Origin of the sequence: Streptomyces sp. NBC_01481, assembly GCF_026339995.1 — a bacterium.
Classification (GTDB): Bacteria; Actinomycetota; Actinomycetes; order Streptomycetales; family Streptomycetaceae; genus Streptomyces.
Genome location: NZ_JAPEPT010000001.1, coordinates 1,296,744 through 1,321,857 on the forward strand (window position 1 = coordinate 1,296,744; position 25,114 = coordinate 1,321,857).

The following is a 25,114-nucleotide window of genomic DNA, read 5'->3' on the forward strand; positions in this document are numbered from 1 at the left end:
CGTGCCGTCCATGGCGCGGGAGGAGGAGCGACGTTGACGTTCGTACGAGTGGGAGACGTGCCGCACCATGTGGTCGTCGAGGGCAGCGGACCGGTCTGCGTACTGAGCGCCGGGCTCGCGATGAGCTGGTTCGACTGGGACCCCGTCGTCCCACTGCTCGCCCCGCACCGCACCGTCGTCCGCTTCGACCGGCCCGGGCACGGACTGAGCGGCCCTGCCACCGTGCCGCCGTCCGCGGCGGGCGAGGCCCACCGCATCGCGGGCGTACTGGACGCACTCGGTCTGGACGGGCCCGCCACCGTCGTCGGGCACTCGATCGCCGGGTTCCACGCCGAGGCCTTCGCCCGGCTGCACCCCGCCCGCACCGCCTCCGTCGTCCTCCTCGACTCGTCCGTCGAGGAGCACGCGCGCGTGCCCGCCGCGCCCGCGGTGCGCACCGCCGCGGCCCGGGCACTCGGCACGGCACTGTCCGCCGCCGGAGTCCCCGCCGCGCTCGGCCCGCTCACCCGCCGCGCCGTGGTCCGCCTCTCCCGCACCGGCGGCGGCGACCCGGCCCCGGCCGCGCTCGTACGCCGCTGCTACGCCACCTCACGGGTGCTCCAGGGCGGCCTCCTGGAGAACACCCACTACCGCGCGGTCGCCGCCGAACTCCTCGGCCTGCGCGAGCGGTACGCCCTGCCCGACGTCCCGGTCACCGTGCTCGCCGCGAACGCCGCGGGCGAGCGCTGGCTGGAGCGCCAGCACGCCCTCGCCCAGTTGCTCGGCGCCCGCTTCGAGACGGTCGCACCGGCGGGCCACCTGGTGATGCTGGACCGCCCGGAAGCGGTGGCCCGGGCGGTCCTCGACGGACCGGCCGTGGCGAGCGCCGGACGGGCCGTACGCACGACATGGCCTCAGCCGTTCGCGTAGACCCGCTCCACAAAGGCGTGGATCTGCGCGTCGGACAGATGCTGGGCCAGATCGGCCTCGCTGATCATCCCCACGAGCCGCTTGTTCTCGATCACCGGCAGCCGGCGGATCTGGTGGCCCTGCATCTCCTGCAGCACCTCGCCCACGTCGGAGCCCGCGTCGATCCAGCGCGGCGTGCCCTTGGCCATGTCGCCCGCGGTGACCTGCGAGGGGTCGTGGCCCATGGCCACACAGCCGACGACGATGTCACGGTCGGTGAGAATGCCGCAGAGCCGTTCGTTGGAGTCGGCTATGGGCAGCGCACCCACATTGAGCTGCCGCATCAGCTGCGCGGCCCGGTCGAGGGTCTCGTGCGCGGGGATCCACTGGGCCCCGGGGTGCATGATGTCTCTGGCTGTGGTCATGGCTTCGTACCTCCTGGCATGCCTTGACTGCCCGAGCGAACCCATTGTCATTGGGCCGTTCGGAGTACGCGACCGCAGCAGGTGGAGCTCGCGGAAGGAGCGCTTGGACATGGCACGGCTGACCCTGCGGATCACGGGCCGCGAGCTGCCCGGCAGCTCGTGCGGCGCGTACCGCCACGTCCACGTCGGTACGCAGCGCGGCAGCGAGCCCGACCAGCTGGTGCGCGCCGACGCGGCCGAGGCGGTCTTCGAGATACCCGTCGAGACCGTCACGGCGCCCGACGGCACGGCCGACTTCCGCGGGCCGTACGTCCAGGGGCGGCGCGGTGAGCGCTTCGTCTACCTGACGTGGGGTGAGCTGCCGCCGGGCGGATCGTTCGCGATGTTCCGGCGGGCGAAGCTCTTTCTCGCGGACGTGCCGGAGGAGGCGGTGAAGGGCGGCGCGGCGGAGGCGGGGCTGGGGCTGACGGACGGCGCGGGCATGCCGCTGTGTGCGGGGGTCCGCCCGCCGCGGATCGTGTGGCGGGCGGGAAGCTAGGTGGGCGCGGGGTGCGCCTGCGGCGGGCCTGTTCCCCACCCCGCCCTCCCCCTACGGCCTGGCGGCCGTGGGAGGTACCCCCATCCCGTAACCAAGGGGCCGCCCTGACCCCGTATGCGACCTTCGGCCGCATGTCCTCAAACGCCGGACGGGCTGAACAATTCAGCCCCGTGGGGGTCCCCCCGGACGAAGTCTGGGGGAGTTTGAGGCGCGGGGGTCCGGGGGCAGCGCCCCCGGTTACGGCGCGGCGGCCTACGACGTACGAACCTCCGCGCCCCGCTTGTGCAGCAGGTCCACCATCAGCTCGACCTCCGAGCGCTGCGCCGCCACCATGCCCTCCGCCAGCGCCTTCTCAGGGCCGACCGTGCACTGCTTCGCGCAGCCCTCCGCCATCGAGATCCCGCCGTTGTGGTGGATGATCATCAGCTGGAGGTACTCGATCTCGGCCTGCTTGCCGCCGGCCTTGCCCAGCCGGTCCAGGTCCGCCCTGGTCGCCATGCCCGGCATCAGGGCACCGTCCCCGGCCTCGGACGACCCGCCGTGCCCGGAGTGTCCGGACCCGCCGTGCGCGCCCTCCCCGGTCATCCAGGACATCGGCTCACGGTCCGCCGCCAGCTTCGGCAGCCCCCACAGATCCAGCCAGCCCAGCATCATGCCCCGCTGGTTGGCCTGGGTGTTGGCGATGTCGTACGCGAGCCGGCGCACCTCGTCGTCCTGCGTACGGTCCCGGACGATGAACGACATCTCCACCGCCTGCTGGTGATGGACCGACATGTCCCGCGCGAAGCCCGCGTCGGCCGAATCCGCGGACGGCGTACGCGATGTGGTGTCGTCCCCGCCCCGCGCCGAGGCCACCGTCGCGGCCCCGGCGAAGAGCAGCGCGAGCACGACAGCCGCAATCGCGGCCCAGTGCGTACGCGTCATGCGGATCATTTGCCGCCCAGTCCGTTGGTGCACGCGGCGCCCGGCTCGGGAGTCTGCGGGCCCTGCACGTACTTGGTGAAGAACTGGCTCACGCGCGGGTCGCTCGCACTGTCGACCGTCACCTGCTTGCCCCAGGCGCTCAGCATGATCGGCCCGGCCTGGCCCTTGAACGGGCTCATCAGCGTGTACGGGGTCTTCTTGACCTTCTCGCTCAGCTTGCTCACGTCGCCCGCCGAAGCCTTGTCGTTGTACGTGACCCAGACCGCGCCGTGCTCCAGCGAGTGCACGGCGTTCATGTCGGGGATCGGCTCCTTGTAGACGTCGCCGTTGCAGTTCATCCACACCTGGTTGTGGTCGCCGCCGACCGGCGGCTTCATCGGGTAGGTGACCGCCTTGGTGACGTGCGTGCGGCCGAGCTTCTTCGCGTCCCAGCTCTTCTCGCCGGTGACAGGCGCCTTGGCCTCGGCGACCTTCTGGTCCTTCTTGTCCGACTCCTTGTTGAGCACGTAGACGCCGAAGCCGACGAGACCGGCCACGACGACACCGCTGACGGCGATCGTGATGATGCGGCTGCGGCGCTCGCGGGCCTGCTCGGCGCGGCGCATCTTCTCTATTCGGGCTTTGCGGTCGTTGGTGCGGGTAGCCATGATGTGTCGTCCTTCGTCAATGAAGTGATCAAGGGGCTGTGGGGGAGGCGGGACCGTTCAGGTCCGCAGCACTTGAAGGACGTGGAGGCTGGGAGCCCGCGGCTGCGCTCCCGAGCGGGGCAGCGAGGCCCCGGCGGGCGGTGCGCCGAGGTGCTGGGGCTGTGCCCCGGCCTCGACCGGCGCGTCCAGCGGGGGCGCGGTGAGTACGGCCGGTTTGACGAGCGGCATCAGGCCGCAGGCGCCCTTGTCGTACGGGCAGGTGTACTCGGCCGCCGCATTGCCGGACGCGGACGTGGAGCCGGACGAGGCGCCGGTCGCGGAGGCGGCGGCGTGGTGCTCGGCGGGCGGGCTCAGGCAGATGAAGAGCGCGCCGAGGAGCGTCGCCATGGCACTGAGCAGTGCCATGGGACGCGCGGTGTGCGCGATGTGGTTGAGCCGCGGACCCCCCATGGGCGCAGATCGTAGTGTGCGGGGGCCTCCGGCACCTCATACGGGGCTGCCAAAAAGCCATCGCCCGCCCTACCGGACGGGTTGGCAGGGGCCTCAGGGTCGTCTCGCCGCGGGCTCTGACCCACAATGGGCTCAGCCGGTACAGATGGCCGTGGGACGAGGCACGCAACGCGCCTGAAACCCACGGATGGCATGCTCGTGCGGAGCAGGCGGCTTGACCAGCAAGGATGGGTGGAAATGGATAAGCAGCAGGAGTTTGTGCTCCGTACCCTCGAGGAGCGCGACATCCGCTTCGTGCGCCTGTGGTTCACCGATGTGCTCGGCTTTCTGAAGTCGGTCGCGGTGGCCCCCGCCGAGCTGGAGCAGGCCTTCGACGAGGGCATCGGCTTCGACGGCTCCGCGATCGAGGGCTTCGCGCGGGTCTACGAGTCCGACATGATCGCCAAGCCGGATCCCAGCACCTTCCAGATTCTGCCGTGGCGGGCCGAGGCCCCGGGCACGGCACGGATGTTCTGCGACATCCTGATGCCGGACGGCTCGCCGTCCTTCGCGGACCCGCGGTATGTGCTGAAGCGGATCCTTGCCAAGACCTCCGACCTCGGCTTCACCTTCTACACCCACCCGGAGATCGAGTTCTTCCTGCTGAAAAACAAGCCACTGGACGGCACCCGGCCCACCCCGGCCGACAACTCCGGCTATTTCGACCACACCCCGCAGAACGTCGGCATGGACTTCCGCCGTCAGGCGATCACCATGCTCGAATCCATGGGCATCTCGGTGGAGTTCAGCCACCATGAGGGCGCGCCGGGCCAGCAGGAGATCGACCTGCGGTACGCGGACGCGCTCTCCACGGCCGACAACATCATGACCTTCCGCCTGGTCATGAAGCAGGTCGCGCTGGAGCAGGGCGTCCAGGCGACCTTTATGCCGAAGCCGTTCAGCGAGTACCCCGGCTCCGGGATGCACACCCACCTCTCCCTCTTCGAGGGAGACCGGAACGCCTTCTACGAGTCCGGCTCCGAATACCAGCTCTCCAAGGTCGGCCGCTCCTTCATCGCGGGCCTGCTCACGCACGCGGCGGAGATCTCGGCCGTCACGAACCAGTGGGTCAACTCCTACAAGCGCATCTGGGGCGGCTCGGCCCGCAGCGCGGGCGCGGGCGGCGAGGCCCCCTCGTACATCTGCTGGGGCCACAACAACCGCTCGGCGCTGATCCGTGTCCCGATGTACAAGCCGGGCAAGACTGGCTCGGCCCGCGTCGAGGTCCGCTCCATCGACTCCGGCGCGAACCCGTATCTGACGTACGCGGTGCTGCTCGCCGCGGGCCTCAAGGGCATCGAGGAGGGCTACGAACTCCCGGCGGGCGCGGACGACGACGTGTGGGCGCTGTCGGACGCGGAGCGCAGGGCGATGGGGATCGAGCCACTGCCGCAGAACCTGGGCGAGGCGATCGCGCTGATGGAGCGGAGCGAGCTGGTCGCCGAGACGCTGGGCGAGCACGTCTTCGACTTCTTCCTCCGCAACAAGAAGCAGGAGTGGGAGGAGTACCGCAGCGAGGTCACGGCCTTCGAGCTGCGCAAGAACCTCCCGGTGCTGTAAGCACAGGTCAGAGCGGTATTGCCTATTCAAGAAACTCCGTGGAGACGACCACACGGTTGTCTCCACGGAGCCGGTATGTGGCCCTGGGCCGTCTGTGGGCCGTGGTGGGAGAAGCGAGCCCGTCTGGGTGTCGGCCCGGCTGGCTCCAAGCGAGGCCGTAGGCCTACAGCGCGTCGTTACTGATGTCGTCCGCGCTCACGGCGTGGTCTCCACGTCCGCGTCGACCATCGAGCGAGGATGCTGAACGCTGCCAATTGCTCAAGAGCTTCGTTCTCGTCCAGCTCGTGATCGATTTCGTGGGCGATGGGTTGCGAATCGCGGAGTAGACACCACGGGCGAAGCTGGCCGCACCTTCGTGACGGCTCCTGAACGTGTCGCTTCCGTCGTCGTCTCCGAGGCGGAGCCGTGGATGCCCACCGCTTGGGGGCTTGGTGGAGAAGGCCTCCCCCAGGAGCCTCGCCTCGGAGAGGTCCTTCCGCCCCAGCTTTGCCTGAGCCTGGGTGTTGACCGCCTTGGCTGCCATTCCCACGGCTTCACGGAAGTGCCCACTGCTCCAAAGCCCCTGAACGCTTCCCCACACCCATGGGTGCAACGTCGCAGCATCAAGCTGGGGTGCGCCGCTTCCGAGATTTTCGATCAGTTCCTGTTCAGCCAATCAGGCACGGATGGCGGTCATTGCCCACCATGAGGTGCGGGCGTCGGCCGATGACCGTTCCGGCCGCTGACAAAAAGTTGGCCAGTACTGCGATCGGGTCGGCCTCGGTGGTGGGGTCCAATTCCCGTACGGTCTCACCAATCCAGCCGCAGAACACCGCCGGGTGCGGGGTCGGGCCCTGGCGGTGCGGACGGTGGATTCCTGGCTGTGGGTCGTAGAGAGGGTTCGGCGGTCCGGCGGTTCGCTCCGGGAGCTCTTCCAGGGGATCGCTTTGTTCCTTGACAAGCGCGGTGACCTCGTCGAGAACGGCTGCCCGAATTTCGTCAGTATCGCTGTCTGCGGACGATGCGGCCTGCATGAGCCGGGTTCCGGCCGCAATGAGGCGGCGCCGATTGGCCTTGTCCCGCACGATTTCCGCGTACCACTCGGCATTCGCGACTGTGGGGACTTCGTTCACCAGCGTATGCAGGTAACTTGCTCCGCCGACACGGCTCAACTCGCCGCGCTTGTCCAGATGGTAGGCGACCGTGATGGGGTCGGCCGGCTGCCGTGCTGCGTGCAGATCGAGAATCGCCCGGTGAATGGTCTCGTGCGCCGGACGGTAATGGTCGCCCGGGTCCACTACTGCGGCAACTTCCTCGATTGCATCGACGGAAAGCAGCATGGATCCGAGAACGGACTGTTCGGCCGTCACGTCGTTGGGCGGGGCCTGAGTGAAGTTTTCCGTGGTGCGGTCGCGCATCGGCAGCACATTGGCGTGCTGCACGGGCGCGGGTTCAGGTGTCATGCTGGGGGTCTCCTGTTCTGTCTTCGGGCAAGGGGAGACCGGGGGCGGCGGTGTGTCCTTGCACGGGAGTGCCGCCGCCCTCGGGCGTTCATCGGGTCAGGTCATGCACCAGCCGGAATCGCAGCCGGAGTCGAATTCGTAGAATGGCAGCAGGTCGACCCCATCCGGGATGGCCTTGTGGAGCGGCTGAGCGAACCGGGTCAGATAGACGTGGTCCTTGCCGAGTTCGTCACGCCGTTCGTTCAGGAGCGCTTCGAGCTGGCACGCCTTGACGAACAGCTCGGGCTCTTCGCGGCGCATGCTGTGCCAGGTCTCGGGACGGTGGAACGGGCAAGTTATTTGGAATCCGACGTCGTGTCGGGTCCGTGATCCCCCGCGCGGGCGCATCGTCGGCGGCTCGGTAGGGTCTGGGCCATGACGATGGTTCTGCACCGAGGGCTGACCCGTGGTTGAGCTGCGGGATTTCACGCTCGCTGACGGCCGACTGCTCGCAGCGTGGATCGATGGACCGGTTGAGCTATGGACGTGGTCCGGCATCAACTTCAGCTGGCCGTTGGACGAGCGGCAGCTTGCCGAGTATGCGGCTGAGTCCGCGACGCCGCTGCGCCGGAGCTGGATGGCGATTGATCCGGCCAGTGACCAGGTCGTGGGCCATGCCTCGGTGCGGCTCGACGCAGAGGGGGCCAGCGGTCGGATCGGACGGGTCCTCGTGGCGCCGGAGGCCCGGGGCAAGGGGGTTGGCGCCGCGATGCTGGCGAGGGTGCTGGCTGCCGCGTTCGGGGAGCTTGGCCTGGAGCGGGTCGAGCTGGGAGTCTGGACCGACAACTCCAGCGCGATCCGCCTGTATGAAGGGCTGGGCTTCGTGTGCGATCGCGTGCTTCGCGACGTAGAGCAGTTCGCGGGCAAGTCCTGGTCGGCGATGCAGATGAGCTTGCCGAGATCAGCTTGGGGCGCCGACGCTGCCTCCGGGTAGCAGGTGGGTTTGGTGGGAGGCAGCTCGGCGTATTCGATGCGCTCGTGCGGCTCGCAGCGGCGGTTGTTGGCCCGCTGGATCTCATCGAGGCTGATGCCGATTCCGACCGTGGCCGGATGATCGGGGGTGGCTCCCCGGCGTTTCAGCTCGTCGGCGATGACCTTGATTTTGAACTGGACAGTGCACGAGCGGGTGCCGGGGGCCCCGTTGGACATCCGTACCGGAATCTTCAGCGACCGTGAGCCTTCCCTGGTGAGGTCCTGGTACAGGGTGCGAACTTCACCCGAGCGCTTCATGATGCGGTCCAGCACGACGAAAATGAAGGTCGCCGCCCATGCCGCGGCGGACGGGACCGTCCTGCGTGCGCCACACCGCGAGGTCGTTCGAGAGCTCTTGGACGGTCTCCTTCCGACGCGGCGTGACCGTCAGTGGGAGCGCGTCAAGGAGCCGTCCAAGAACAACTTCGACGTCAGAAAACGAGATCAGCTGGCGGGGAAATCAAGGTTCCAGCCGTCCTGGTCCCAGATCTGGGCCAGCTGTCCGTCCGTAGTGAGCACGTAGAGGGACTTCAGGTTTCTGCCGAGGTCCCTGGCGAATCCAGCGGGGGCACCTTCGAAGCGCAGGGTCGGGAAGCCAGCCTGCTCGGCGGGGAAGTCATGGTTCCAGCCCTCGTGGTCCCACATCTGGGCGAGGCGCCCGTCGCTGGTGATGGCGTAGAGGGTTTTCAGGTTCCTGTCGGGGTCTCTCGGGAAGACTGCCGGACTGCCTTGGAAGCGCAGTTGCTCGGCGGGGAAGTCGAGGTTCCAGCCGTCCTGGTCCCAGATCTGGGCGAGGCGCCCGTCGTTGGTGATGGCGTAGAGGGTTTTCAGGTTTCGGGCCGAGTCTCTCGGGAAGACGGCCGGACTGCCTTGGAAGCGCAGGTCCTGGAAGCCGGCCTGCTCGGCGGGGAAGTCGAGGTTCCAGCCGTCCTGGTCCCAGATCTGGGCGAGGCGCCCGTCGCTGGTGATGGCGTAGAGGGTTTTCAGGTTCCGGGCCGAGTCTCTCGGGAAGACGGCCGGACTGCCTTGGAAGCGCAGGTCCTGGAAGCCGGCCTGCTCGGCGGGGAAGTCGAGGTTCCAGCCGTCCTGGTCCCAGATCTGGGCGAGGCGCCCGTCGCTGGTGATGGCGTAGAGGGTTTTCAGGTTCCGGGCCGAGTCTCTCGGGAAGACGGCCGGACTGCCTTGGAAGCGCAGGTCCTGGAAGCCGGCCTGCTCGGCGGGGAAGTCGAGGTTCCAGCCGTCCTGGTCCCAGATCTGGGCGAGGCCCCCGTCGCTGGTGATGGCGTAGAGGGTTTTCAGGTTCCGGGCCAGGTCTCTCGGGAAGACGGCCGGACTACCTTGGAAGCGCAGGTCCTGGAAGCCGGCCTGTTCAGCGGGGAAGTCGAGGTTCCAGCCGTCCTGGTCCCAGATCTGGGCCAGCCGCCCGTCACCGGCGACCAGGTACACGGACTTCCGATTGCCCGCGAGGTCCCTGCCGAATACGGTGACGTTCGCGCCGGACCAGTACAGCGGCATATGAGATGCGAGCGCCTGAAAGGCGTTGATCCGCCCACGGCCGAGCAGCCCGACCAGAGCAGGATTTGCGGCGTCGACGTTGTCGCACGTTGTCTCGATCGCGTCCCGCACCTGTTGGTTGGTCAGGGCCCTATGACGCGACCAGATTAGGGCGGCCAGACCGGCGACATGCGGCGCCGCCATCGAGGTGCCGTCCATCAGCGCATAGCCCCCACTAAGGAACGTGGAGTGGATATTTACCCCAGGTGCCGCAACGTCGACGGCCCGGCCGATGTTGGAGAAGGTCGCCCTGCGGTCGTTCTGATCGGTTGCTGCAACCGCGATGACCTCTGGATACACGGCTGGGTACGTCGCGGTGACGTCGATGTTCGCGCCCGCGTTCCCGGCGGCGAAGACCACGACGACATTGCTGTTGACCGCGTTGATGATGGCATTGTGCACAGCGGTGTGGTCGCCGTTCATGTGCCAGCTGCAGTTGATAACGTAACGGCGGTTCGGATTGTTTGCGGCCTGCTGTGCCACGTAGTTGAGCGCGTCGGCACGGTTCTGGTTAAGACCCGCAGCGAGGTCTACCCGTAGCGGCATTAGCCGGCACCGTGGCGCAACACCGATCACGCCGATCTGATTGTTGACCGCAGCAGCAATTCCCGCGACGTGCGAACCGTGGCCGTTGGCGTCGTCGGGAGATGAGTCGCCCGCGTCGGCGAAATCCCAGTCATCCACGCCGCGGGGCAGAATGTTTGCCTGCAGGTCGGCATGGTTCAGGTCAGCACCGGTGTCGATGACGGCAATGATGACGTCGGGGTGACCGAGCCCGAGGTCCCAGGCCCTCAGGGCGTCAATGTCGGCATTCGCAGTCCCCGCGACTCCGTTGACCGTCTGACCGGTGTTCTGAAGGCCCCACATCAGTCCGAAGTCGGTGTCGTTGGGGGCCCTGAGCGTGGCGCTGTTGAAGCTGACCTCGCTAGGCTCGGCGAACACCACCTCCGCGAGGTCAGATACCTCTCGAATGGTTTCGAAGAGACCCCGGCCCTCAGGTACGGCGATCGTGAAATAGCCGGGGGTCCGCTGCTTGCGGATCACCCTGCTCCCGAGCTGCGCGACGATCTCCTCCGCCTTCCCTTTTCCGATGCCTTGTGTGAATTGAACGGTCAGCTCATCCGGAAGGAAATGACGTGTCAGTCCCTCGTCGTCGACCATGACAGGGATCGCGTTGGCGATCTCCGTGTGCCCCAGGGCCGAGGAAATCTCCGAATCCAGGTCGCCATCCGCCATTTCGACTGCCGCGAATCCGCGCTTCAGATTGAGTCCCGCACTGACCGTGAACCGCGACGCCGCCATCATCTCGTTGAAGCGGGACTCATTGGGAGGTTCATGGAAGGTGATAACCGCTTCGTTCGGGCTCGGCGCAAAGCTGCGCCGCCGCGCACTGACCTTGTCGGTGTAGAAGTGGTCGCCCTCTTCCCGAGCGACCACCGTCCGATCAAAACGCACAGACATGGGTGTTCCCCTCAGGTTTGCAAGCCACATGGCTTGCAAACAAGCTATGCCGCCAAATTGAAAGGCGCTCGCCAAGTAGCCCATCAAGGGGTGGGATCACGGCACCCTTTCAGGGGGCGCTCCGGCCACCTCGTGCTTTTGGCGGCAGAACCGCTTGCCCAGCGGGAAGGTCCAGCGACGCTTGCCGTAGGCCCGAAGGGTGCTCGTGCCAACCCGGGCCCGCTGGCGCCGCCCGGACAGGATCGCCCGTGTCCAAGTCGGACCTCACCACCAGCGACATACCCACCTCGGCGCGGCAGCGCGCCCCACTCACAGCTAAGGTCGCCGTTTCGGTTGGGTGGTGAGGCGTCGTTTAAGGGGCAACTGATTTCTCGGAGTGGCAGGTGATCAGCGTGGCGTCGAGGTCCAGGACCAGGCCAGGTAGCACGCGTCCCGCGGTGTGGACTGCGGATATGCCCTCACCGTGCTCGGCGGCCTGCAGCCAGGCGGCTTCCCGGGCCTGGGCACGGGGCGAGCGCAAAGAAGGCAGTGTCCTGTCATCGGTGTCGGCGAGCAGCCGCCAGGCCGTTGGTGTCGAGGCGACAGGGCCGAAGAGCGCTGTCTGGTCCCGCAGTACGGCCAGGTCCGCGCTGGCCTCGCCGCCGTCGGCGAGCATCACCGCCAGGTCGGTGGCGATCCGGCGTAGCAGAGCGCGGCCGTCCTGGCCGGGCCGTCTGTGGGCCGTCGAAGGCTGGCCTTGGGTGACCATCAACGACCGTCAACGGCCGTTCGGACCCTGGTCAGGGGCATCCCGGTTTCCTTTGCCGCAGGGCGCCCCCTAGCCGCACAAGTTCCTCCGCAACAAGAAGCAGGAGTGGGAGGAGTACCGCAGCGAGGTCACGGCCTTCGAGCTGCGGAAGAACCTGCCGGTTCTGTAGGTCCTGGCCGGTCGATCAGGCCGGATCAGAGAGCGGGCCTGGCGATGGGGCACCTCCCGTGCCCGAAGGGCTACGGGGGAGAGGTGCCGTGCCAGGGCACGTGAGCCCGGCAAGCTCGGCCGGAAAGGACCTAGGGGCAGGTCAGGGAAGGGTGTGGCGGCAGAGAGGGCCGGCGGCTTCTGGCCGTCGGCCTTCTCTGCGAGTGAGCCGCACCGTGCTTGGATGCCTTCAGCGGCTTCCGGGCGCGGCAGCCAGCACCGGCTCGGGGTCAGGCTGCCGGTCGGCGTCCTCGACGCCGATGTGGGGCAGCCGAGCGTCGAGCCAGCCGGGCAGCCACCAGGTCGCGCGCCCCATCAGCGCCATCGCCGCGGGCACGAGCACCATGCGGACGATCGTCGCGTCGAGCACGATCGCGGTCGCCAGGCCCAGGCCCATCATCTTCACGAGCGGCGACGGGTTGGCGACGAAGCTGAGGAACACCACCGCCATGATCAGTGCGGCAGAGGTGATCACACGGCCGGTGGCCGCCATGCCGCGTGCCACCGACTCGGTGGTGTCGCCCGTGGCGGCGTACTCCTCGCGGACGCGCGAGAGCAGGAACACCTCGTAGTCCATGGACAGGCCGAACAGGACCGCGAAGAAGATCGTCGGCATGGGCGAGGCGATCAGGAAGGTGTCCTGCAGGTTGAACAGGCCCCCGAGCCAGCCCCACTGGAAGACGGCGACCACCACGCCGTATGCCCCGCCGATGGACAACAGGTTGACCAGGGCGGCCTTCAGCGGCAGTGCGACGGAGCGGAACACCACCATCAGCAGCAGGAACGACGCTGCCAGGATCGCGGCGATGAAGACCGGCAGGGTGTCGGCGAGTTGCTCGGTGAGGTCGTCGGTCATGGCGGTCAGGCCGGATACGGCGACGTTGTCGGGGACGAGGTCACGGACGCGCTCAAGGGTCCGGGAGGTCTCGGCGTCGGCGGGGGCGGTGGTGGGGAACATGGACAGCACGACGGTGTCCCCGGCCGCGGAGGTCTGTGGCTCGCCGACCGTGGCGATGCCGGGGTCGGCGGCGATGCGCCGGGACAGAGCGGGCACGTCCTCGGCCTCGGCGCCGGGGCGGGTCAGATCGGCGACGATCAGCAGAGGGGCGTTGAAGCCCGGGCCGAAGCCCTCGGCCAGCAGGTCGTAGGCGCGGCGGTGGGTGGTGCTCGTGGAGTCGTCGCCGGCGTCGGGGAAGCCGGTCTCCATGCGCAGCGCGGGGGCGGCCAGTGCGAGCAGGACCGCGGATGCGGCGAGCAGGTAGCGCCACGGCCGCCCGGACACACGGTGGGCGAAGCGCCACCATGCCGTGTCCTCGGCCTTCTTCACAGGGCGCTTGCGTGCCCGGCGGCTCCTTTTGTGGACACGGTCACCCAGGAGCGACAGCAGGGCGGGCAGCAATGTCAGGGCGGTCGCCACGGCGAAGAGAACGACCAGGGCGGTACTCAGGCCGATCGACGTCAGGAAGCCCAGGCCGGTCAGCCCGAGAGCGGCCATCGCCACGATGACGGTGCCGCCGGCGAACAGGACGGCCGCGCCCGAGGACCCCATGGCGTTCGACAGTGCGGCGGTGTTGTCCTGACCGGCGGCGCGGTTCTCGCGGTGACGGGCCACGATGAACAGGGCGTAGTCGATGCCCACGCCCAGGCCGATCATCGCGCCGATCGTGGGGGCCGCGGTGGAGACATCCAGCGCGTTGGCCAGCAGCATGACGCTGCCCAGGCCCGCGGCGACGGCCACCAGGGCGAGCACGATCGGCACCAGCGCGGCCAGGATCGTGCCGAACGCCACCACCAGGATGACGAGTCCGGTGAGCAGGCCCGCCGCCTCCGCGCCCGAGGTCTCCGTCTCGGCGTTGATGAAGACGGCGTCACCGCCCAGTTCGACGACGAAGCCGTCCCCGCGTGCGGGCTCGATCGCGTCGGTCAGGGCCTCGATCTCCTTGGGGTCCACTTCCATCGCGGGCACGTCGAAGGTGATCCGGGCGAAGCCGATACGTCCGTCCGGAGAGAGCGTGCCGGCGGTGAAGGGGCCAGCCGCGGTGGCGACGTGCTCCACGCCGGCGATCCGGGCGACCGCGGCGTCGACGGCAGGCCGGTGGCGCTCCAGCCGCTCCCCTTCCGGCGCGGCGAAGACCGCCATGGCACCGCCGCCGGACGCTTCCGGGAAGCGCTCTTCGAGCAGCTCCATCGCCTCCTCGCTCTGGCTGCCGGGAGCGACCAGGTCGTCGACGAACGAGCCGCCGACGGTTGCGGCCAGGGGCAGCACCAGGAGGAGGGCAACCGCCCAGGTGGCGATGGTGACCCATGGTCGGCGGGCGCTCGCGCTGCCGATACGACGGGTGAATCGGTTCATGGCTGTGTGGGCTCCCGTGAGATGGCCGCTGTCCGCCCCCGGCCGGTGGCGCGCTGGAGGCAGGAGTTGTGAGCGGTTCCATCGTGGGTTTCCGGCGCCGGTGCTGTCCCCCGCCACCGGACGGGCCGCGGGCTCCCGCGCGGGACGGGGAGAACGCTGCGGCACCTCCCCCCGGCGGGGGAGCCCGGCATCCGCCCGCAGGCGGGTGACTGCGCCTGCGACCTGGACCTACGATGGCGTGCCCGGTGCACCCTTATGGCCAACGCCAGCGAGCCGGAAAGCCTTTTGACGGAGCGATGATGAACCGCACGGCGCTGAGCTCAGAGACGCTGGTCCGCGGCGGGCCGGGCAGGTTCCGCGGGCCCTTCGCCCGGTGGCCGCGGACCGCGGACGCCGTCCTCGCTGCCGCCATGCTCCTGGCCGCGGTGTTCGTGGAGGAAGCGCCCGGCGATGCGCTCCGCGTCCGTCCGATCACCGACGTGCCCGTCCCGGTCCTGCTGCTGTACGCCGTGGCCGGCGCGGCGCTCTACTGGCGTGGCCGCGAACCTGTCGCGGTCGTGGCAGTGGCGCTCGTCGCCTGGGGGCCGACGCTGGGGAGCAGCTACTCCACATTGGGCGGGATCGTGATCGTGGCGCTGTACAGCGTCGGGCGATACGCCGCGGACACCCGGCGGAGCCGACTCTGTACCGCCGCGGCCATCGCTGCCGCCATCGCCGCGGTCGTGATCGACGGCCTGCTGAACTCCGTCCCCTGGGGGGAGATCGGCTTCGGCGCCCTGGTCATGTCCGGGGCCTGGTACATCGGTCGGCGTCTGCGGCTGCGTGCGCAGCGCGCCGTCCGACTCCGCGAGGAGCAGGCCGCCGAGACGCGCCGGATCGTCGCCGAGGAGCGCACCCACATCGCCCGCGAACTGCACGACGTGGTCGCCCACCGGGTGAGCATGATGACGGTGCAGGCGGGTGCGGCCCGGATGGTGGCCGCCAACGATCCCCAGGAGGCCCTGGAAGCGATGGCGGCGGTGGAACAAGCCGGGCGCCAGGCGCTGGACGAACTGCGTCACCTGCTGGGAGTACTGCGGCCGGACGCCGACCGCGACCGGCTGGGCCCCCAGCCCCGGCTGGCCGACCTTCAGCAGCTCCTCGAGCAGGTCCGCGAGGCGGGTCTGGACGTCGCGGTGACCGGCGGTGTCGAGGCCGCTCTCCCGGCCCGCGTGGAGCTGTCGGCGTACCGCATCGTCCAGGAGGCGCTTACCAACGTGCTCAAGCACAGCGGACCGCGGACCCGCACCGAGGTGCGCCTGAGCTACGAGAGTGGCGGCCTCACCATCGAGGTGCTCGACGACGGTCGCGGAGCCGCCGTCCAGTCCGTGTCGGCCGGCGCCCACGGCGTTGTGCCCGGCCATGGGATCGTCGGCATGCGGGAGCGAGCACTCCTCCTCGGCGGCAGCCTCGAAGCGGGGCCGCGTCCCGGCGGCGGATTCCGGCTGGCCGCCCATCTGCCCACTGGAGGAGAACCGGCGTGAGTATCCGTGTCGTTGTCGTGGACGACCAGGCGCTGGTCCGCCGGGGCTTCGTCATGATCCTGAGGGTCCATGACGACATCGAGGTCATGGCCGAGGCCGGGACCGGACTCGAGGCCGTCGAGGCGGCACGCAAACATCGTCCGGACGTGATCCTCATGGACATCCGCATGCCCGGCATGGACGGCATCGAGGCCACCTCCCAAATCCTGCGGGAGGCGGACTGGGACGTGCGGGTCCTGATCCTGACCACGTTCGATCCGGACGAGTACGTCTACAAGGCGCTGCGTGCCGGTGCCAGCGCCTTCGTGCTCAAGGACATTCCCCCCGAGGAGCTCGCCACCGCCGTGCGCACCGTGGCCGAGGGCGGGGCGCTGCTGGCACCGTCGATCACCCGGCGCCTCATCGACCAGTTCGCGGAGCGACGTGTCGTCAACACCACCGTGGCGGGCCGCCTGGAGCGACTCACCGAGCGCGAACTCGAGATCGTGGTCGCCGCCGCGCGGGGTGCGAGCAACTCGGAGATCGCCGCCCAGCTCTTCATCGGGCCCGCCACCGTCAAGTCGCACGTGTCGAGCATTCTCACCAAACTCGGTCTGCGTGACCGCATCCAGATCGTGATCTTCGCCTACGAGAGCGGACTCGTCGAAGCGGGCGACCACGACGTCGGTCACTGAGACGTGGGCGTGGTCCCTCAGTCGCTGTCGGCCGTGCTCGGGCGCAGCACCTCATGCAGCGGCTTCGTGGCTCGTACGCGGTACTCCTGCACTGCCCAGGCGTTGCCGTCCGGGTCCGCGAAGTGCATGAAGGTCCCGCCGTCGCCCGGTGCGATCTCGACCGGGTCGGAGACGTCCACACCACGCTCGACGAGCTCGGCATGGGCCGCCTTGATGTCCGAGACGACCAACTGCAGCCCGGAGTACGAGCCGGGCTCGGAGCCTTTGCCGTCGGGGCCCCCGATGCCCTCGCCGATGACGATCGAGCAGCCGGAGCCGGGAGGCGTGAGCTGGACGATGCGCATGGTGTCGGTGACGCGGGTGTCGATGTCGACCTTGAAGCCGACCTTGTCGCGGTAGAAGTCCCTGGCTCGGTCCACGTCCGAGACGGGGACCACGATCACTTCGAGCGTCCAGTCCATGCGGGGGCCTCCGGGGTCAGTGGTCGGCTGCGTACGTGACAAAGTCTGCCCATGCCTGAGGGGCGAAGGCGAGCTGTGGGCCGGTCGTGTTCTTGGAGTCGCGGACTCGGATGGCGCTGGAGGTGGTCGCTACCTCGACGCAGTCGGAGCCGGGTTCGCCGCTGCTGTAGCTGCTCTTGAACCACGCCACCTCGACGCAGTCCGAGTCGGGCTCGGGGCTGCTGTAGCTGCTCTTGAACCAGTCGAGCTTGGGCTCGATGCTCATGTCTCTCCCAGCAGTTTCTCGATGAAGGCCAGCGACTCCCGTGGCGTGAGAGCCTGCGCCCGAATGCTTCCATATTGCATCTCCAGGAACTGCACCTCCCTGGGCTCGGAGATCAGGCGCGTGATGCGCAGCACTTCCGTGTAACCCAGCGTCGCACCGCTCTGGAGCTTGAAGATCCGGAATCCGCCAGTCAGTCCGGCATGTTCCTCGCGGTCCGTCGGCATTACCTGGATCTCCACGTTCCGGAACTGCCCTACCTCCAAGAGCCGTTCGAGCTGTCGCCGCTGTACCATTTTGCCGCCCGTCGGTCGGCGCAGCGTCACCTCGTCCTGAACGAAGCTGAAAACAGGCAGGGTCTTCGTCTTGTCGACGATCGCCTGCCGTGCCATTCGGGCGCCGACTTCGCGCTCGATGACCTCCTCGCCGAGCAGCGGTCGCCTCATGCCGAACAGTGCTCGCGCGTACTCCTCGGTCTGCAACAACCCGTGGACCATGGAGTGGTTGTACGCGCCGAGTTCGACCGCCTCCGCCTCCAGCTTCGCCAAGTCCCGTACCTTCTTCGGATACCGGGCCTCCGCCACGTCCCTCTGCATCGAGATGATCTTGCCGCCCGCGCCCAGGACGTCATCCGTCCTCTGCAGATACACATCCTTCGGAGCACGCCGACCGCGCTCCACCGAGGAGACCAGTTCCTCGCTGTACCCGATCGCCGTCCCCAGCTCCGCCTGCCTGAGCCCTGCCGCCTCCCGCCACGCCTTCAGCTGACGGCCGACGATCCTGAGGACCGCCCCGCTCTCGTCGTCCCAACTCTGCTGCTCCGTACCGTCGTCCATGCCGCCGACCTCCACCCGTCCGCACTGTCCGGACACAACCGGGCGCCGCCCGGACAGTTACGCTGCGTACCGACTTCATTACTGTTCAGAGTAGGTGTGGGCGGCCACGCTGAGTGACGTGAATCAAGAAATCACCCGATCCGTGACTGCTGTACGCCATTTCTCGATCCTGCTGTCCTCGACGCGCCGAGGCGCCCGGCTTGCCCGCCGCCTGACGGTGCAGCAACTGACGGAGTGGGGACATTCGTTCGCGACGGCTGAGCAGATCGTTGCCGAGCTGGCCGCCAACGCCGCGCTGCACGGCCGCGTACCCGGGCGCGACTTCCGTCTCACGCTCACCGTCGGCAACGCCGGGACGCTACGCATCGAGGTCACCGATGCCCGCGCGGACAGGCGGCCCCAGCGCTCCGACTGCCCGGAGCCGGATGCGGAGTCGGGGCGCGGCCTGTTGCTCGTCGAGGCGCTGGCCGATCGCTGGGGCGTCGACGACGGGCCCGCACCCTGCAAGACCGCATGGGCCGAGATCGACCGGCCCGCGTCACTCTGACGCGCCTGTGGTGAGCACCGTGACGTGGTCGACGAGCATGGAACTGCCGGGGCGGGTCTCCGGAGTGGGCGTGATGTGCCCGGCGATGGCTTTGGGGAAGCCGCCGCCGATGGCCAGGTTGAGGAGGATGAAGTGCCCGTGGCCCGTTGCGGCGTCCCAGGTGGCCTCGTTCATCTGTGCCGAGCTGACGGAGTGGTAGCGCCTGCCGTCGACGTACCAGCTAACCCGCTCCGGCTTCACGCTGCGGTCCCACTCGACGGCGTAGGTGTGGAAGCGGCCGGTGCAGACCGAGCCGGGGCAGGTGGTGTCGGCGGCGAGGCCCGTGCTCTCCTCGCAGGGGCCGCCCTCGCTCGTCCCGCAATGCATGGCACCCCAGATCCGGTTGACGCCGTTGGCGTTCTCCAGAACGTCGAACTCGCCGACGGTGGGTGATACTCCCTCGCCGGTACGGAAGGGGCTGCCCAGGGTCCAGAAGGCCGGCCAGTAACCCAAGGCCGTGGGGCCGGTGATTCCGGGGAGCTGGATGCGGGCCTCAATGCGGAGCTTCCTGCCGTCCGGTGGCCGAAAGTCACTGCGGCGCGTCTCGATGCGGGCGGAGGTCCATCGGCCGGCGCTGTCCCGCAGCGGTGTGATGCGCAGGTTGCCTCGGCCGTCCTGGCTCAGATTGGCCGGGTCGGCCGTATACCGCTGGACCTCACCGGTTCCCCAGTGGGGCGGACCGCCGGGATAGCTGGTGCCGACGTCGGTGATCCAGTTCTTGGGGTCCGGCGCGGTTCCGGCTCTGCCGTCGAAGTCATCGGTCCACTCGACGGCCCACCCGTCGGCGGACGGCGGGGTGGCACGCGCCACCGATGGGCCGAAGCCCACGGCGAGGACGGCGAGCGCGGACGTCACCGCCGACCACGTGCGGCGGCTCCTCAGCGGCAGCTTCATCGGGTTGCACCTCCTGCCTGGCCTGAACAACACGCCCGGCGAGGGCAGTTCAGGGGGCGTTCACGGTCTCCGGCGCGGCCACCCGCGGCAGCCGTGCGGTCACCGTCGTGCCCTCGCCCTCCTGGGAGCGAACTTCCGTCGTGCCTCCGTGGTTCGCCACGATCGTGTGGACGATGGTCAGCCCGAGTCCCGTGCCCGGGATGGCTTGGTCCACGGCGTTCGAGGCCCGGAAGAACCGGCTGAAGAGCTGCTCGCACTCCTTCTGGGGGATGCCGATACCGGTGTCGCTGACGCTGAGGACCACCTCGCCGTCGTCTGCGGCAGCCTGGACGCGTACGTGCCCGCCGCTGGGAGTGAATTTCACGGCGTTGGACAGCAGGTTCATCAGGACCCGGTCGATCTGGTCGCTGTCCGCCTCCAGCACGAGCGGCTCTTCGGGGCAGTCGGTCTCCAGGTGGACGGAGGCCGCCTCGGCGGCGGGCCTGATGGTGTCCACGGCCGAGCCCACCAGTTGGCGCAGGTCGACCTCCACCTTCTGCGAACTGAAGGTGCCGGCCTCGATCCGGGACAGGGTGAGCAGGTCCTCGATCAGCGCGCGCAGCCGGTTGGCGTTGCGGTCGACGATGTCCAGCATGCGATGCTGCGGCTCCGAGAGCGGGCCCGTTTCGTCGTCCCTGAGCAGCTCGACATATCCCACGATGCTGGTCAGCGGAGTCCGCAACTCGTGGGAGACGGTCGACAGAAATTCGCTCTTGGCCTGGTCCAGCGCGCGCAACTTCTCCACCAGGGCCGCCTCTTGCCCGTAGAGCATCGAGTTGTGCATCGCCCGGCCGACACCGGAGGCCATCGACTCCGCGATGTCGATCTCCACAGCGCGCCAGGGGTGCTCCGGCGCACTGCGGGAGAGGCACACGGCTCCGAGCGGTTCCTCCCCCACTCCGATCGGCGTGAGCAAGACGGAGTACAGGCCCAGGGCCCTCGCGGCGTCTCGATTTTCCTCCGGCAGGCCCGTCCTGCCGAAGGAGCCGGGGGCGTCCGGCAGGGGCACGCCGGCGAAGAGATAGTCGGGGAGATTGTCGATGGACCAGGTCATTCCTCGCCGGTAGTGGTCGCGGACCACCTCTGCGGGGATGGGAGGGAGCGCCTGCAACCCCTCGGCCGTGAGCAGACCTTGCTCTGCGTTCCATGCCCGCGCCACCGGGACCACCGGGCTGTCCTCTTGGACGAGCAGGATGAACACGTGGTCGGCTTCCAGACCCGCGCCGATCCCCGTGCAGGCCGCGTCCAGGACCTCATCCACATCGAGGCGCTCGCGGATCCGGATGCCGACGTCCCGGGCAATCTTCGACAGTCGGCGCCGCTCGTCGTCGATCCCGCGCAGGCGCGCGCTTTCGTCGGCGAGCAGGTTCACCGACCGGGCCACCGCGCGGATCTCGGCAGGCCCCTGCTCCCTCGCCCGTGCCGAGTGCTCCCCGGCGGTCAACCGGCCGAGTGTCTGCTCCACGCGCTTGAGCGGCCGGACCAGGGCACGGGTGGTTCGCAGCGACGTGTACACGGCGATGGCCAGCGCAGCGAGCAGCAGGACAGCGACCCAGACGGCACCGACGCGGACAATCCCGTCGGCGCGCTCGTCCATCCGCAGGACTTCCTCGCTCAACCGGTCATCAAGCTCGCGGTTGGTGGCCTCGAACGCGTTGTACCGGACTGTGCCCTCACGCGTGAGCCGTGCCGCCTGCTCGCTTCTCGGTGTGGTTCCCGCTTGTTGGTCGGCGATGCGCACATAGGCCTGAAGCTGCTGTTCCTGTGTCCTCAGACTCCGATCGGTCGCAGGATCGCCATGCTCAAGGGCGGAGGCGAGTACGGCTGGGTATGCCTGGCGCGCCGTCCGGTAGACATCCAGCAGCTTCTGATCGCCGGTGAGGAGATAGCCGCGCATGGAACGCTGCATGTCGGAAGCCTCGCCATGCAACCGCAGATTGTCGGCGAGAGCCGGCTGCGTCTGGTCGACGATCTCGTCGCTCGCCCCGTATCCGATGAACGCGGCGGTCAGCACTCCGCTCGCGACCAGCACGATGAGGCCGATCAGCACGCCGAACGCGGTGCCGAGCCGCCGCGTGACGGATTTGCCGCCCCGTCCCTTGCGTCCGCTCATGCACGATCACCTCCGCCCGCGCGCGCCTGCCCGGTCTCGGCGAATCCGCTGCGTGGTATGGACCCCCACGCCTGCGGAGAGCCGCGCAGCCCCTGCAGCATGCCGCGCAGTCGCCACCACGCGGTGAGCTGGCGGTATCCGATGTTCTCGGCAATCGCCCCGACGACAGCACCCCAGATGTCCCGCGACCGTGCGAACCGGTGGAAGGCGTACTCCTCCACCGCCAGCGACACCAGACTGACCACCAGGGCGTAGCCGTACGCGACGAGCAGGAAGCGCCACACGAAGTCCGGATCGACCGCACCGAGCAGCACGCTCACGGGTACCAGGACGAGACCGGCCAGTTCGATGACGGGGGCGAGCAGTTCGAAGAACACGTAGAAGGGCAGCGATACCAGCCCGATCCGGCCGTACCGGGGGTTGCCGATCATGCGGCGGTGCTTCAGCAGGATCTCCGTCAGCCCGCGATGCCACCGCCGCCGCTGTCCCGCCAGGGCCTTCCTCGTCGACGGCGCCTCGCTCCAGGAGATCGGCTCGCTGACGAAGACGATGCGGTAGTCGCGGCCCTGGTCACGCAGATACCGGTGCAGGCGGACGACCAGCTCGGCATCCTCGCCGATGCAGCCCGCGTCCATGCCGCCCACCGCCACCACGATGTCCCGCCGGAAGAGACCGAAGGCACCGGCGATGACCAGCAGGCCGCCCACCTTCGACCACCCCGTACGTCCGAGCATGAAGGCCCGCAGATACTCGACCACTTGGATGCGGCCCAGCAGCTCCCGGGGTACGCGCGGCTCGACGACACGGCCCGCGACGACGGTGCAGCCGTTGGCGATGCCGACCACGCCGCCGGTGGCGACCACCCGCATCGGGTCGTCGCAGAACGGCTTGGCAACCGCCAGCAGCGACTCGGAGTCCAGGATCGAGTCCGCGTCCACCATGCACAGCAGCGGATAGCGTGCCAGGTTGATTCCGGCGTTGAGGGCGTCGGCCTTGCCGCCGTTCTCCTTGCGGGCCACCACGAGCGGCACCGGTCCGCCCCTGGGCAGATGGACCGACTCCACCGCACCGCGCAGCGGTACGTCGTCGGGCACGACGCGCTCCACCTCGACGAGGTCGAACGCCTCCCGCAGGGCGTCCAGCGTCCCGTCGGCGGAGCCGTCGTCCACGACGACGACCTCGAAGACCGGGTAGCGCAGCAGGAGCATGGCCCGGACCGCCTCCGCGATCGATGTCTCCTCGTTGTACGCGGGCATGATCAGCGACACCGGCGGGGTGAAGGGACTCGCGGAGGCGTCTTCGTAGCCCGCGAAGGATGCCCGGCGCAGCCTCCTGACGAGCTCTCCGAAGGCGACGAGGATCAGCAGCAGATAGCAGGTGTTGATGACCGCGAAGTACACGAGGATCGCGCCGTCGCTCACCGTGATCAGGGTGTGCCCCGCGTCCCGCAGCCAACCCAGCGACCCGTCGCTCGCCAGGCTCCAGGCGCCGGGTGCGTGCACCGGGCTCAGGATGTCGGCAGCGCTCACCGCACTCACGGGGCCGCCTCGGCGACGTGGGCGGAGGAGGCGCCGATGACGGACGACTCCGCGAGCGCCGCCCTGGCCTGTGCCGCCGCCCGCAGGCCCCAACGCCCGTCGGCGGCTGCCCGCAATTCGACGCCGCCCACGTCGCCGAGCCGCAGCAGCGACCGGGCCGCGGTGCCGGCCACATGATCATCCGGGTCGCCGAGCAGACCCCGCAGCCGGGCCGTGGCGGCCACGGCACCCAGGCTGCCCAGGGCCCCGGCGGCCACCCGGCGCAGGGCGACCGGCTGACCGGGGCCCACCGCGGCCAGCAGCGGCTCGAGGCCGTCCGGCATGCCGAGCCTGCCCAGCGCGCGGGCGGCCCTGATACGCACCTCCGCATCGGGATCCTCGCGCAGAGCGCTCGCGATCTCGGCGGTCCTGGAGACCCCGCCGATCGCGCCCAGCGTCTCGATCGCCACCGCCCGGACGAGCGGCTCCGGGTGTTCCAGACCCGCCGCGATGCTCCGCAGGGCCTCCGGCCCGAAGGACGTCAGCGCCCGGGTGACCACGGCGGGCGGTACGGTCCGCGGTCCGTAGAGGCAGTCCAGCAGCTGCGGGACGACCGAGGGTTCTCCGATCAGGCCCAGCGCCCGCGCGGCGACCAGCCGCACCTCCGGGTCGCGGTCGTGCAGCAGGCGGCAGAGCGGTGGGGCCGCGGGCCGGTGACGGAGCTGGCCGAGCACTTCCGCGGCGCGGCCCCGCCGGACGGCGCCCCGGCGGCCCAGATCCGCCACGGCATCCGCGGTGGCCCCGCGGCGCTCGAACAACTCGATGAGCGCGGTCCTGGCCTGTCCGGAGACCTTGCCGAACATCAGCGCCACCGTTGGCTCCAGAGCGCCCCAGGTGCGGTCGTCGAGCTCCGAGAGCAGGTCCAGCGCCTCGCGCTGCTCGTCCTCCTCCGCGCACAGGAGCTCCAGCAGCACCCCCCGCACCGGGGCCACGATCCGGTCTTGTCGGCGCTGCCGGTAGTGACGGACGAAGCGCAGGCCGACGATCAGTACCCCCAGCAGCACCACGACGGTCACCAGGCACATCAGTGCGCCAGTAACGAGACTGGTGGCGATCACCGGGACGCCCTGGTGAGCACGGCCTGGACGCGGCTGCTCAGTTCGCGCGGGCTGAACGGCTTGATGATGTAGTCGTCGGCTCCCGCGGCGAATCCCGTCTCGACGTCTCCCTCCTGGGAGCGGGCAGTGATCAGGATGACGGGGAGCGAGGCGGTCTCGGGCGCCGCGCGGAGTTCGCGGCACACATCCAGGCCGGACATCCCGGGCATGCGTATGTCGAGCAGAGCGACATCGACCGGCTGGCTGCGCGCTGCCTTGAGCGCGGCCATGCCGTCCTCCACGGCGATGACCTCATGACCGCTCTGGGTCAGTTTGAAAGCGACGAGGTCCCGTATGTCGCCATCGTCATCGGCTATGAGGACTCGAGGCATTACGTCTCCTGGGCTGCGGAATTCCGGAAGGAGTCGAGAAGGCGCATCACGCTTGAGCGCCGGAACGGTTTGGCCAGCATCGCGTCCACCGCCAGCTCCTTGAGATCCTGCTGGTCGAGCACTGAGGAGACGACGAGGTGGCACGTGCCCGTACGGCTGTCCGCGCGCAGTCTGCGGATGACTTCCCGGCCGTCGATACCGGGGAGCAGGATGTCGATGATCGCCATGTCGGGTGGGTCCGCGAAGGCGAGTTCGAGGCCCTCTTCGCCGGTGCCCGCGACGGCCACCTGGCACCCCAGCCCCCGCAGATGACGCTCCAGCAGGGCACTGACGTCCAGATTGTCTTCGATCACAAGTACGCGCGGAGTGCCCATTACTGTCCTTGTCACGGAAGTATCGCGTCACCTGCCATCAACGTATGTGCGTTTTGTCTTGCCTGCCACATTTGTGATCACTGTGGGTAACACCCGGCC

General features: G+C 68.9%; 25 protein-coding genes and 1 pseudogene. 7 read left to right on the forward strand and 19 right to left on the reverse strand.

Annotated elements, in window-relative coordinates; all coding sequences use genetic code 11:
• Positions 1-33: 33 nt before the first annotated feature.
• Positions 34-909, forward strand: coding sequence for an alpha/beta fold hydrolase (locus OOK40_RS05980; RefSeq protein WP_266477092.1), 876 nt, complete (start codon positions 34-36; stop codon positions 907-909).
• On the opposite strand, the gene OOK40_RS05985 is transcribed toward OOK40_RS05980, so the two are convergent.
• Positions 894-1,313 (reverse strand): CBS domain-containing protein, encoded by a 420-nt coding sequence (locus tag OOK40_RS05985; protein WP_266477093.1) that lies wholly within the window; start codon positions 1,311-1,313, stop codon positions 894-896. The two genes, OOK40_RS05980 and OOK40_RS05985, sit on opposite strands and share 16 nt — an antisense overlap.
• Before the next feature lie 109 nt (positions 1,314-1,422).
• Here OOK40_RS05985 and OOK40_RS05990 point away from each other — a divergent pair, with 109 nt between their 5' ends.
• Positions 1,423-1,851 (forward strand): DUF5990 family protein, encoded by a 429-nt coding sequence (locus OOK40_RS05990; RefSeq protein WP_266477094.1) that lies wholly within the window; start codon positions 1,423-1,425, stop codon positions 1,849-1,851.
• A gap of 252 nt (positions 1,852-2,103) precedes the next feature.
• Here OOK40_RS05990 and OOK40_RS05995 read toward each other — a convergent pair whose 3' ends face one another.
• From OOK40_RS05995 to OOK40_RS06005, 3 genes are read right to left on the reverse strand one after another with little or no spacing between them, the layout of a single operon-like run.
• Positions 2,104-2,784: a DUF305 domain-containing protein gene (locus tag OOK40_RS05995; RefSeq protein WP_266477096.1), complete on the reverse strand. Its 681-nt coding sequence runs from the start codon at positions 2,782-2,784 to the stop codon at positions 2,104-2,106.
• Complete coding sequence (locus OOK40_RS06000) at positions 2,781-3,422, reverse strand: DUF3105 domain-containing protein (protein ID WP_266477098.1); 642 nt, start codon at positions 3,420-3,422, stop codon at positions 2,781-2,783. The genes OOK40_RS05995 and OOK40_RS06000 overlap by 4 nt, the downstream gene beginning before the upstream one ends.
• A gap of 57 nt (positions 3,423-3,479) precedes the next feature.
• Positions 3,480-3,872, reverse strand: a complete 393-nt coding sequence (locus tag OOK40_RS06005) for a hypothetical protein (RefSeq protein WP_266477100.1) — start codon at positions 3,870-3,872, stop codon at positions 3,480-3,482.
• Between the two features lie 237 nt (positions 3,873-4,109).
• Here OOK40_RS06005 and glnA point away from each other — a divergent pair, with 237 nt between their 5' ends.
• Positions 4,110-5,471: a type I glutamate--ammonia ligase gene (gene glnA, locus OOK40_RS06010; protein ID WP_266477101.1), complete on the forward strand. Its 1,362-nt coding sequence runs from the start codon at positions 4,110-4,112 to the stop codon at positions 5,469-5,471.
• 163 nt (positions 5,472-5,634) lie between these two features.
• Here glnA and OOK40_RS35410 read toward each other — a convergent pair whose 3' ends face one another.
• The 3 genes from OOK40_RS35410 to OOK40_RS06020 form a co-directional block, all read right to left on the reverse strand.
• Entirely contained in the window at positions 5,635-6,126 is a 492-nt protein-coding gene (locus tag OOK40_RS35410) for a TIGR02391 family protein (RefSeq protein WP_353961854.1), read from the reverse strand.
• On the reverse strand, positions 6,119-6,913 hold the full coding sequence (locus OOK40_RS06015; protein WP_266477102.1) for a DnaB-like helicase N-terminal domain-containing protein: 795 nt from the start codon (positions 6,911-6,913) through the stop codon (positions 6,119-6,121). The genes OOK40_RS35410 and OOK40_RS06015 overlap by 8 nt, the downstream gene beginning before the upstream one ends.
• Positions 6,914-7,009: 96 nt before the next feature.
• The gene (locus OOK40_RS06020; protein WP_266477103.1) at positions 7,010-7,213 is read right to left on the reverse strand and encodes a hypothetical protein; all 204 of its coding nucleotides are present in this window, start codon (positions 7,211-7,213) and stop codon (positions 7,010-7,012) included.
• A gap of 145 nt (positions 7,214-7,358) precedes the next feature.
• On the opposite strand from OOK40_RS06020, the gene OOK40_RS06025 reads away from it, so the two are divergent.
• On the forward strand, positions 7,359-7,886 hold the full coding sequence (locus tag OOK40_RS06025) for a GNAT family N-acetyltransferase (RefSeq protein ID WP_266477105.1): 528 nt from the start codon (positions 7,359-7,361) through the stop codon (positions 7,884-7,886).
• A gap of 482 nt (positions 7,887-8,368) precedes the next feature.
• On the opposite strand, the gene OOK40_RS06030 is transcribed toward OOK40_RS06025, so the two are convergent.
• From OOK40_RS06030 to OOK40_RS06040, 3 genes and pseudogenes are all read right to left on the reverse strand, one after another.
• Complete coding sequence (locus OOK40_RS06030; RefSeq protein ID WP_266477106.1) at positions 8,369-10,969, reverse strand: S8 family serine peptidase; 2,601 nt, start codon at positions 10,967-10,969, stop codon at positions 8,369-8,371.
• Positions 10,970-11,306: 337 nt separating this feature from the next.
• A pseudogene (locus OOK40_RS06035) lies at positions 11,307-11,618 on the reverse strand (IS1380 family transposase); the annotation flags it as partial.
• 466 nt (positions 11,619-12,084) lie between these two features.
• The gene (locus OOK40_RS06040) at positions 12,085-14,247 is read right to left on the reverse strand and encodes an MMPL family transporter (RefSeq protein WP_266477107.1); all 2,163 of its coding nucleotides are present in this window, start codon (positions 14,245-14,247) and stop codon (positions 12,085-12,087) included.
• Between the two features lie 299 nt (positions 14,248-14,546).
• On the opposite strand from OOK40_RS06040, the gene OOK40_RS06045 reads away from it, so the two are divergent.
• Positions 14,547-15,770 carry a sensor histidine kinase gene (locus OOK40_RS06045; RefSeq protein WP_266477108.1) on the forward strand — a complete coding sequence of 408 codons (1,224 nt, stop codon included), beginning with the start codon at positions 14,547-14,549 and terminating at the stop codon, positions 15,768-15,770.
• Positions 15,767-16,444: a response regulator transcription factor gene (locus tag OOK40_RS06050; protein ID WP_266477110.1), complete on the forward strand. Its 678-nt coding sequence runs from the start codon at positions 15,767-15,769 to the stop codon at positions 16,442-16,444. The genes OOK40_RS06045 and OOK40_RS06050 overlap by 4 nt, the downstream gene beginning before the upstream one ends.
• Before the next feature lie 17 nt (positions 16,445-16,461).
• On the opposite strand, the gene OOK40_RS06055 is transcribed toward OOK40_RS06050, so the two are convergent.
• Genes OOK40_RS06055 through OOK40_RS06065 form a run of 3 tightly spaced genes read right to left on the reverse strand, consistent with a single transcriptional unit; the run spans position 16,462 to position 18,003 of the window.
• Complete coding sequence (locus tag OOK40_RS06055; protein WP_266477112.1) at positions 16,462-16,905, reverse strand: VOC family protein; 444 nt, start codon at positions 16,903-16,905, stop codon at positions 16,462-16,464.
• 16 nt (positions 16,906-16,921) lie between these two features.
• Complete coding sequence (locus tag OOK40_RS06060; protein ID WP_266477114.1) at positions 16,922-17,170, reverse strand: DUF397 domain-containing protein; 249 nt, start codon at positions 17,168-17,170, stop codon at positions 16,922-16,924.
• Positions 17,167-18,003, reverse strand: a complete 837-nt coding sequence (locus OOK40_RS06065) for a helix-turn-helix transcriptional regulator (RefSeq protein ID WP_266478931.1) — start codon at positions 18,001-18,003, stop codon at positions 17,167-17,169. The genes OOK40_RS06060 and OOK40_RS06065 overlap by 4 nt, the downstream gene beginning before the upstream one ends.
• A 142-nt stretch (positions 18,004-18,145) precedes the next feature.
• Here OOK40_RS06065 and OOK40_RS06070 point away from each other — a divergent pair, with 142 nt between their 5' ends.
• Entirely contained in the window at positions 18,146-18,550 is a 405-nt protein-coding gene (locus OOK40_RS06070) for an ATP-binding protein (protein ID WP_266477115.1), read from the forward strand.
• On the opposite strand, the gene OOK40_RS06075 is transcribed toward OOK40_RS06070, so the two are convergent.
• From OOK40_RS06075 to OOK40_RS06100, 6 genes are read right to left on the reverse strand one after another with little or no spacing between them, the layout of a single operon-like run.
• Positions 18,542-19,483: a glycoside hydrolase family 16 protein gene (locus tag OOK40_RS06075; protein ID WP_266477116.1), complete on the reverse strand. Its 942-nt coding sequence runs from the start codon at positions 19,481-19,483 to the stop codon at positions 18,542-18,544. The genes OOK40_RS06070 and OOK40_RS06075 overlap by 9 nt on opposite strands.
• A 49-nt stretch (positions 19,484-19,532) precedes the next feature.
• Positions 19,533-21,635, reverse strand: a complete 2,103-nt coding sequence (locus tag OOK40_RS06080) for an ATP-binding protein (protein ID WP_266477118.1) — start codon at positions 21,633-21,635, stop codon at positions 19,533-19,535.
• The gene (locus OOK40_RS06085; RefSeq protein WP_266477120.1) at positions 21,632-23,173 is read right to left on the reverse strand and encodes a glycosyltransferase; all 1,542 of its coding nucleotides are present in this window, start codon (positions 23,171-23,173) and stop codon (positions 21,632-21,634) included. The genes OOK40_RS06080 and OOK40_RS06085 overlap by 4 nt, the downstream gene beginning before the upstream one ends.
• Positions 23,170-24,270, reverse strand: coding sequence for a HEAT repeat domain-containing protein (locus OOK40_RS06090; RefSeq protein ID WP_266477122.1), 1,101 nt, complete (start codon positions 24,268-24,270; stop codon positions 23,170-23,172). The genes OOK40_RS06085 and OOK40_RS06090 overlap by 4 nt, the downstream gene beginning before the upstream one ends.
• Positions 24,267-24,641 (reverse strand): response regulator transcription factor, encoded by a 375-nt coding sequence (locus tag OOK40_RS06095; RefSeq protein ID WP_266477124.1) that lies wholly within the window; start codon positions 24,639-24,641, stop codon positions 24,267-24,269. The genes OOK40_RS06090 and OOK40_RS06095 overlap by 4 nt, the downstream gene beginning before the upstream one ends.
• Positions 24,641-25,015, reverse strand: a complete 375-nt coding sequence (locus tag OOK40_RS06100; protein WP_266477126.1) for a response regulator — start codon at positions 25,013-25,015, stop codon at positions 24,641-24,643. The genes OOK40_RS06095 and OOK40_RS06100 overlap by 1 nt, the downstream gene beginning before the upstream one ends.
• Between the last annotated feature and the right edge of the window lie 99 nt (positions 25,016-25,114).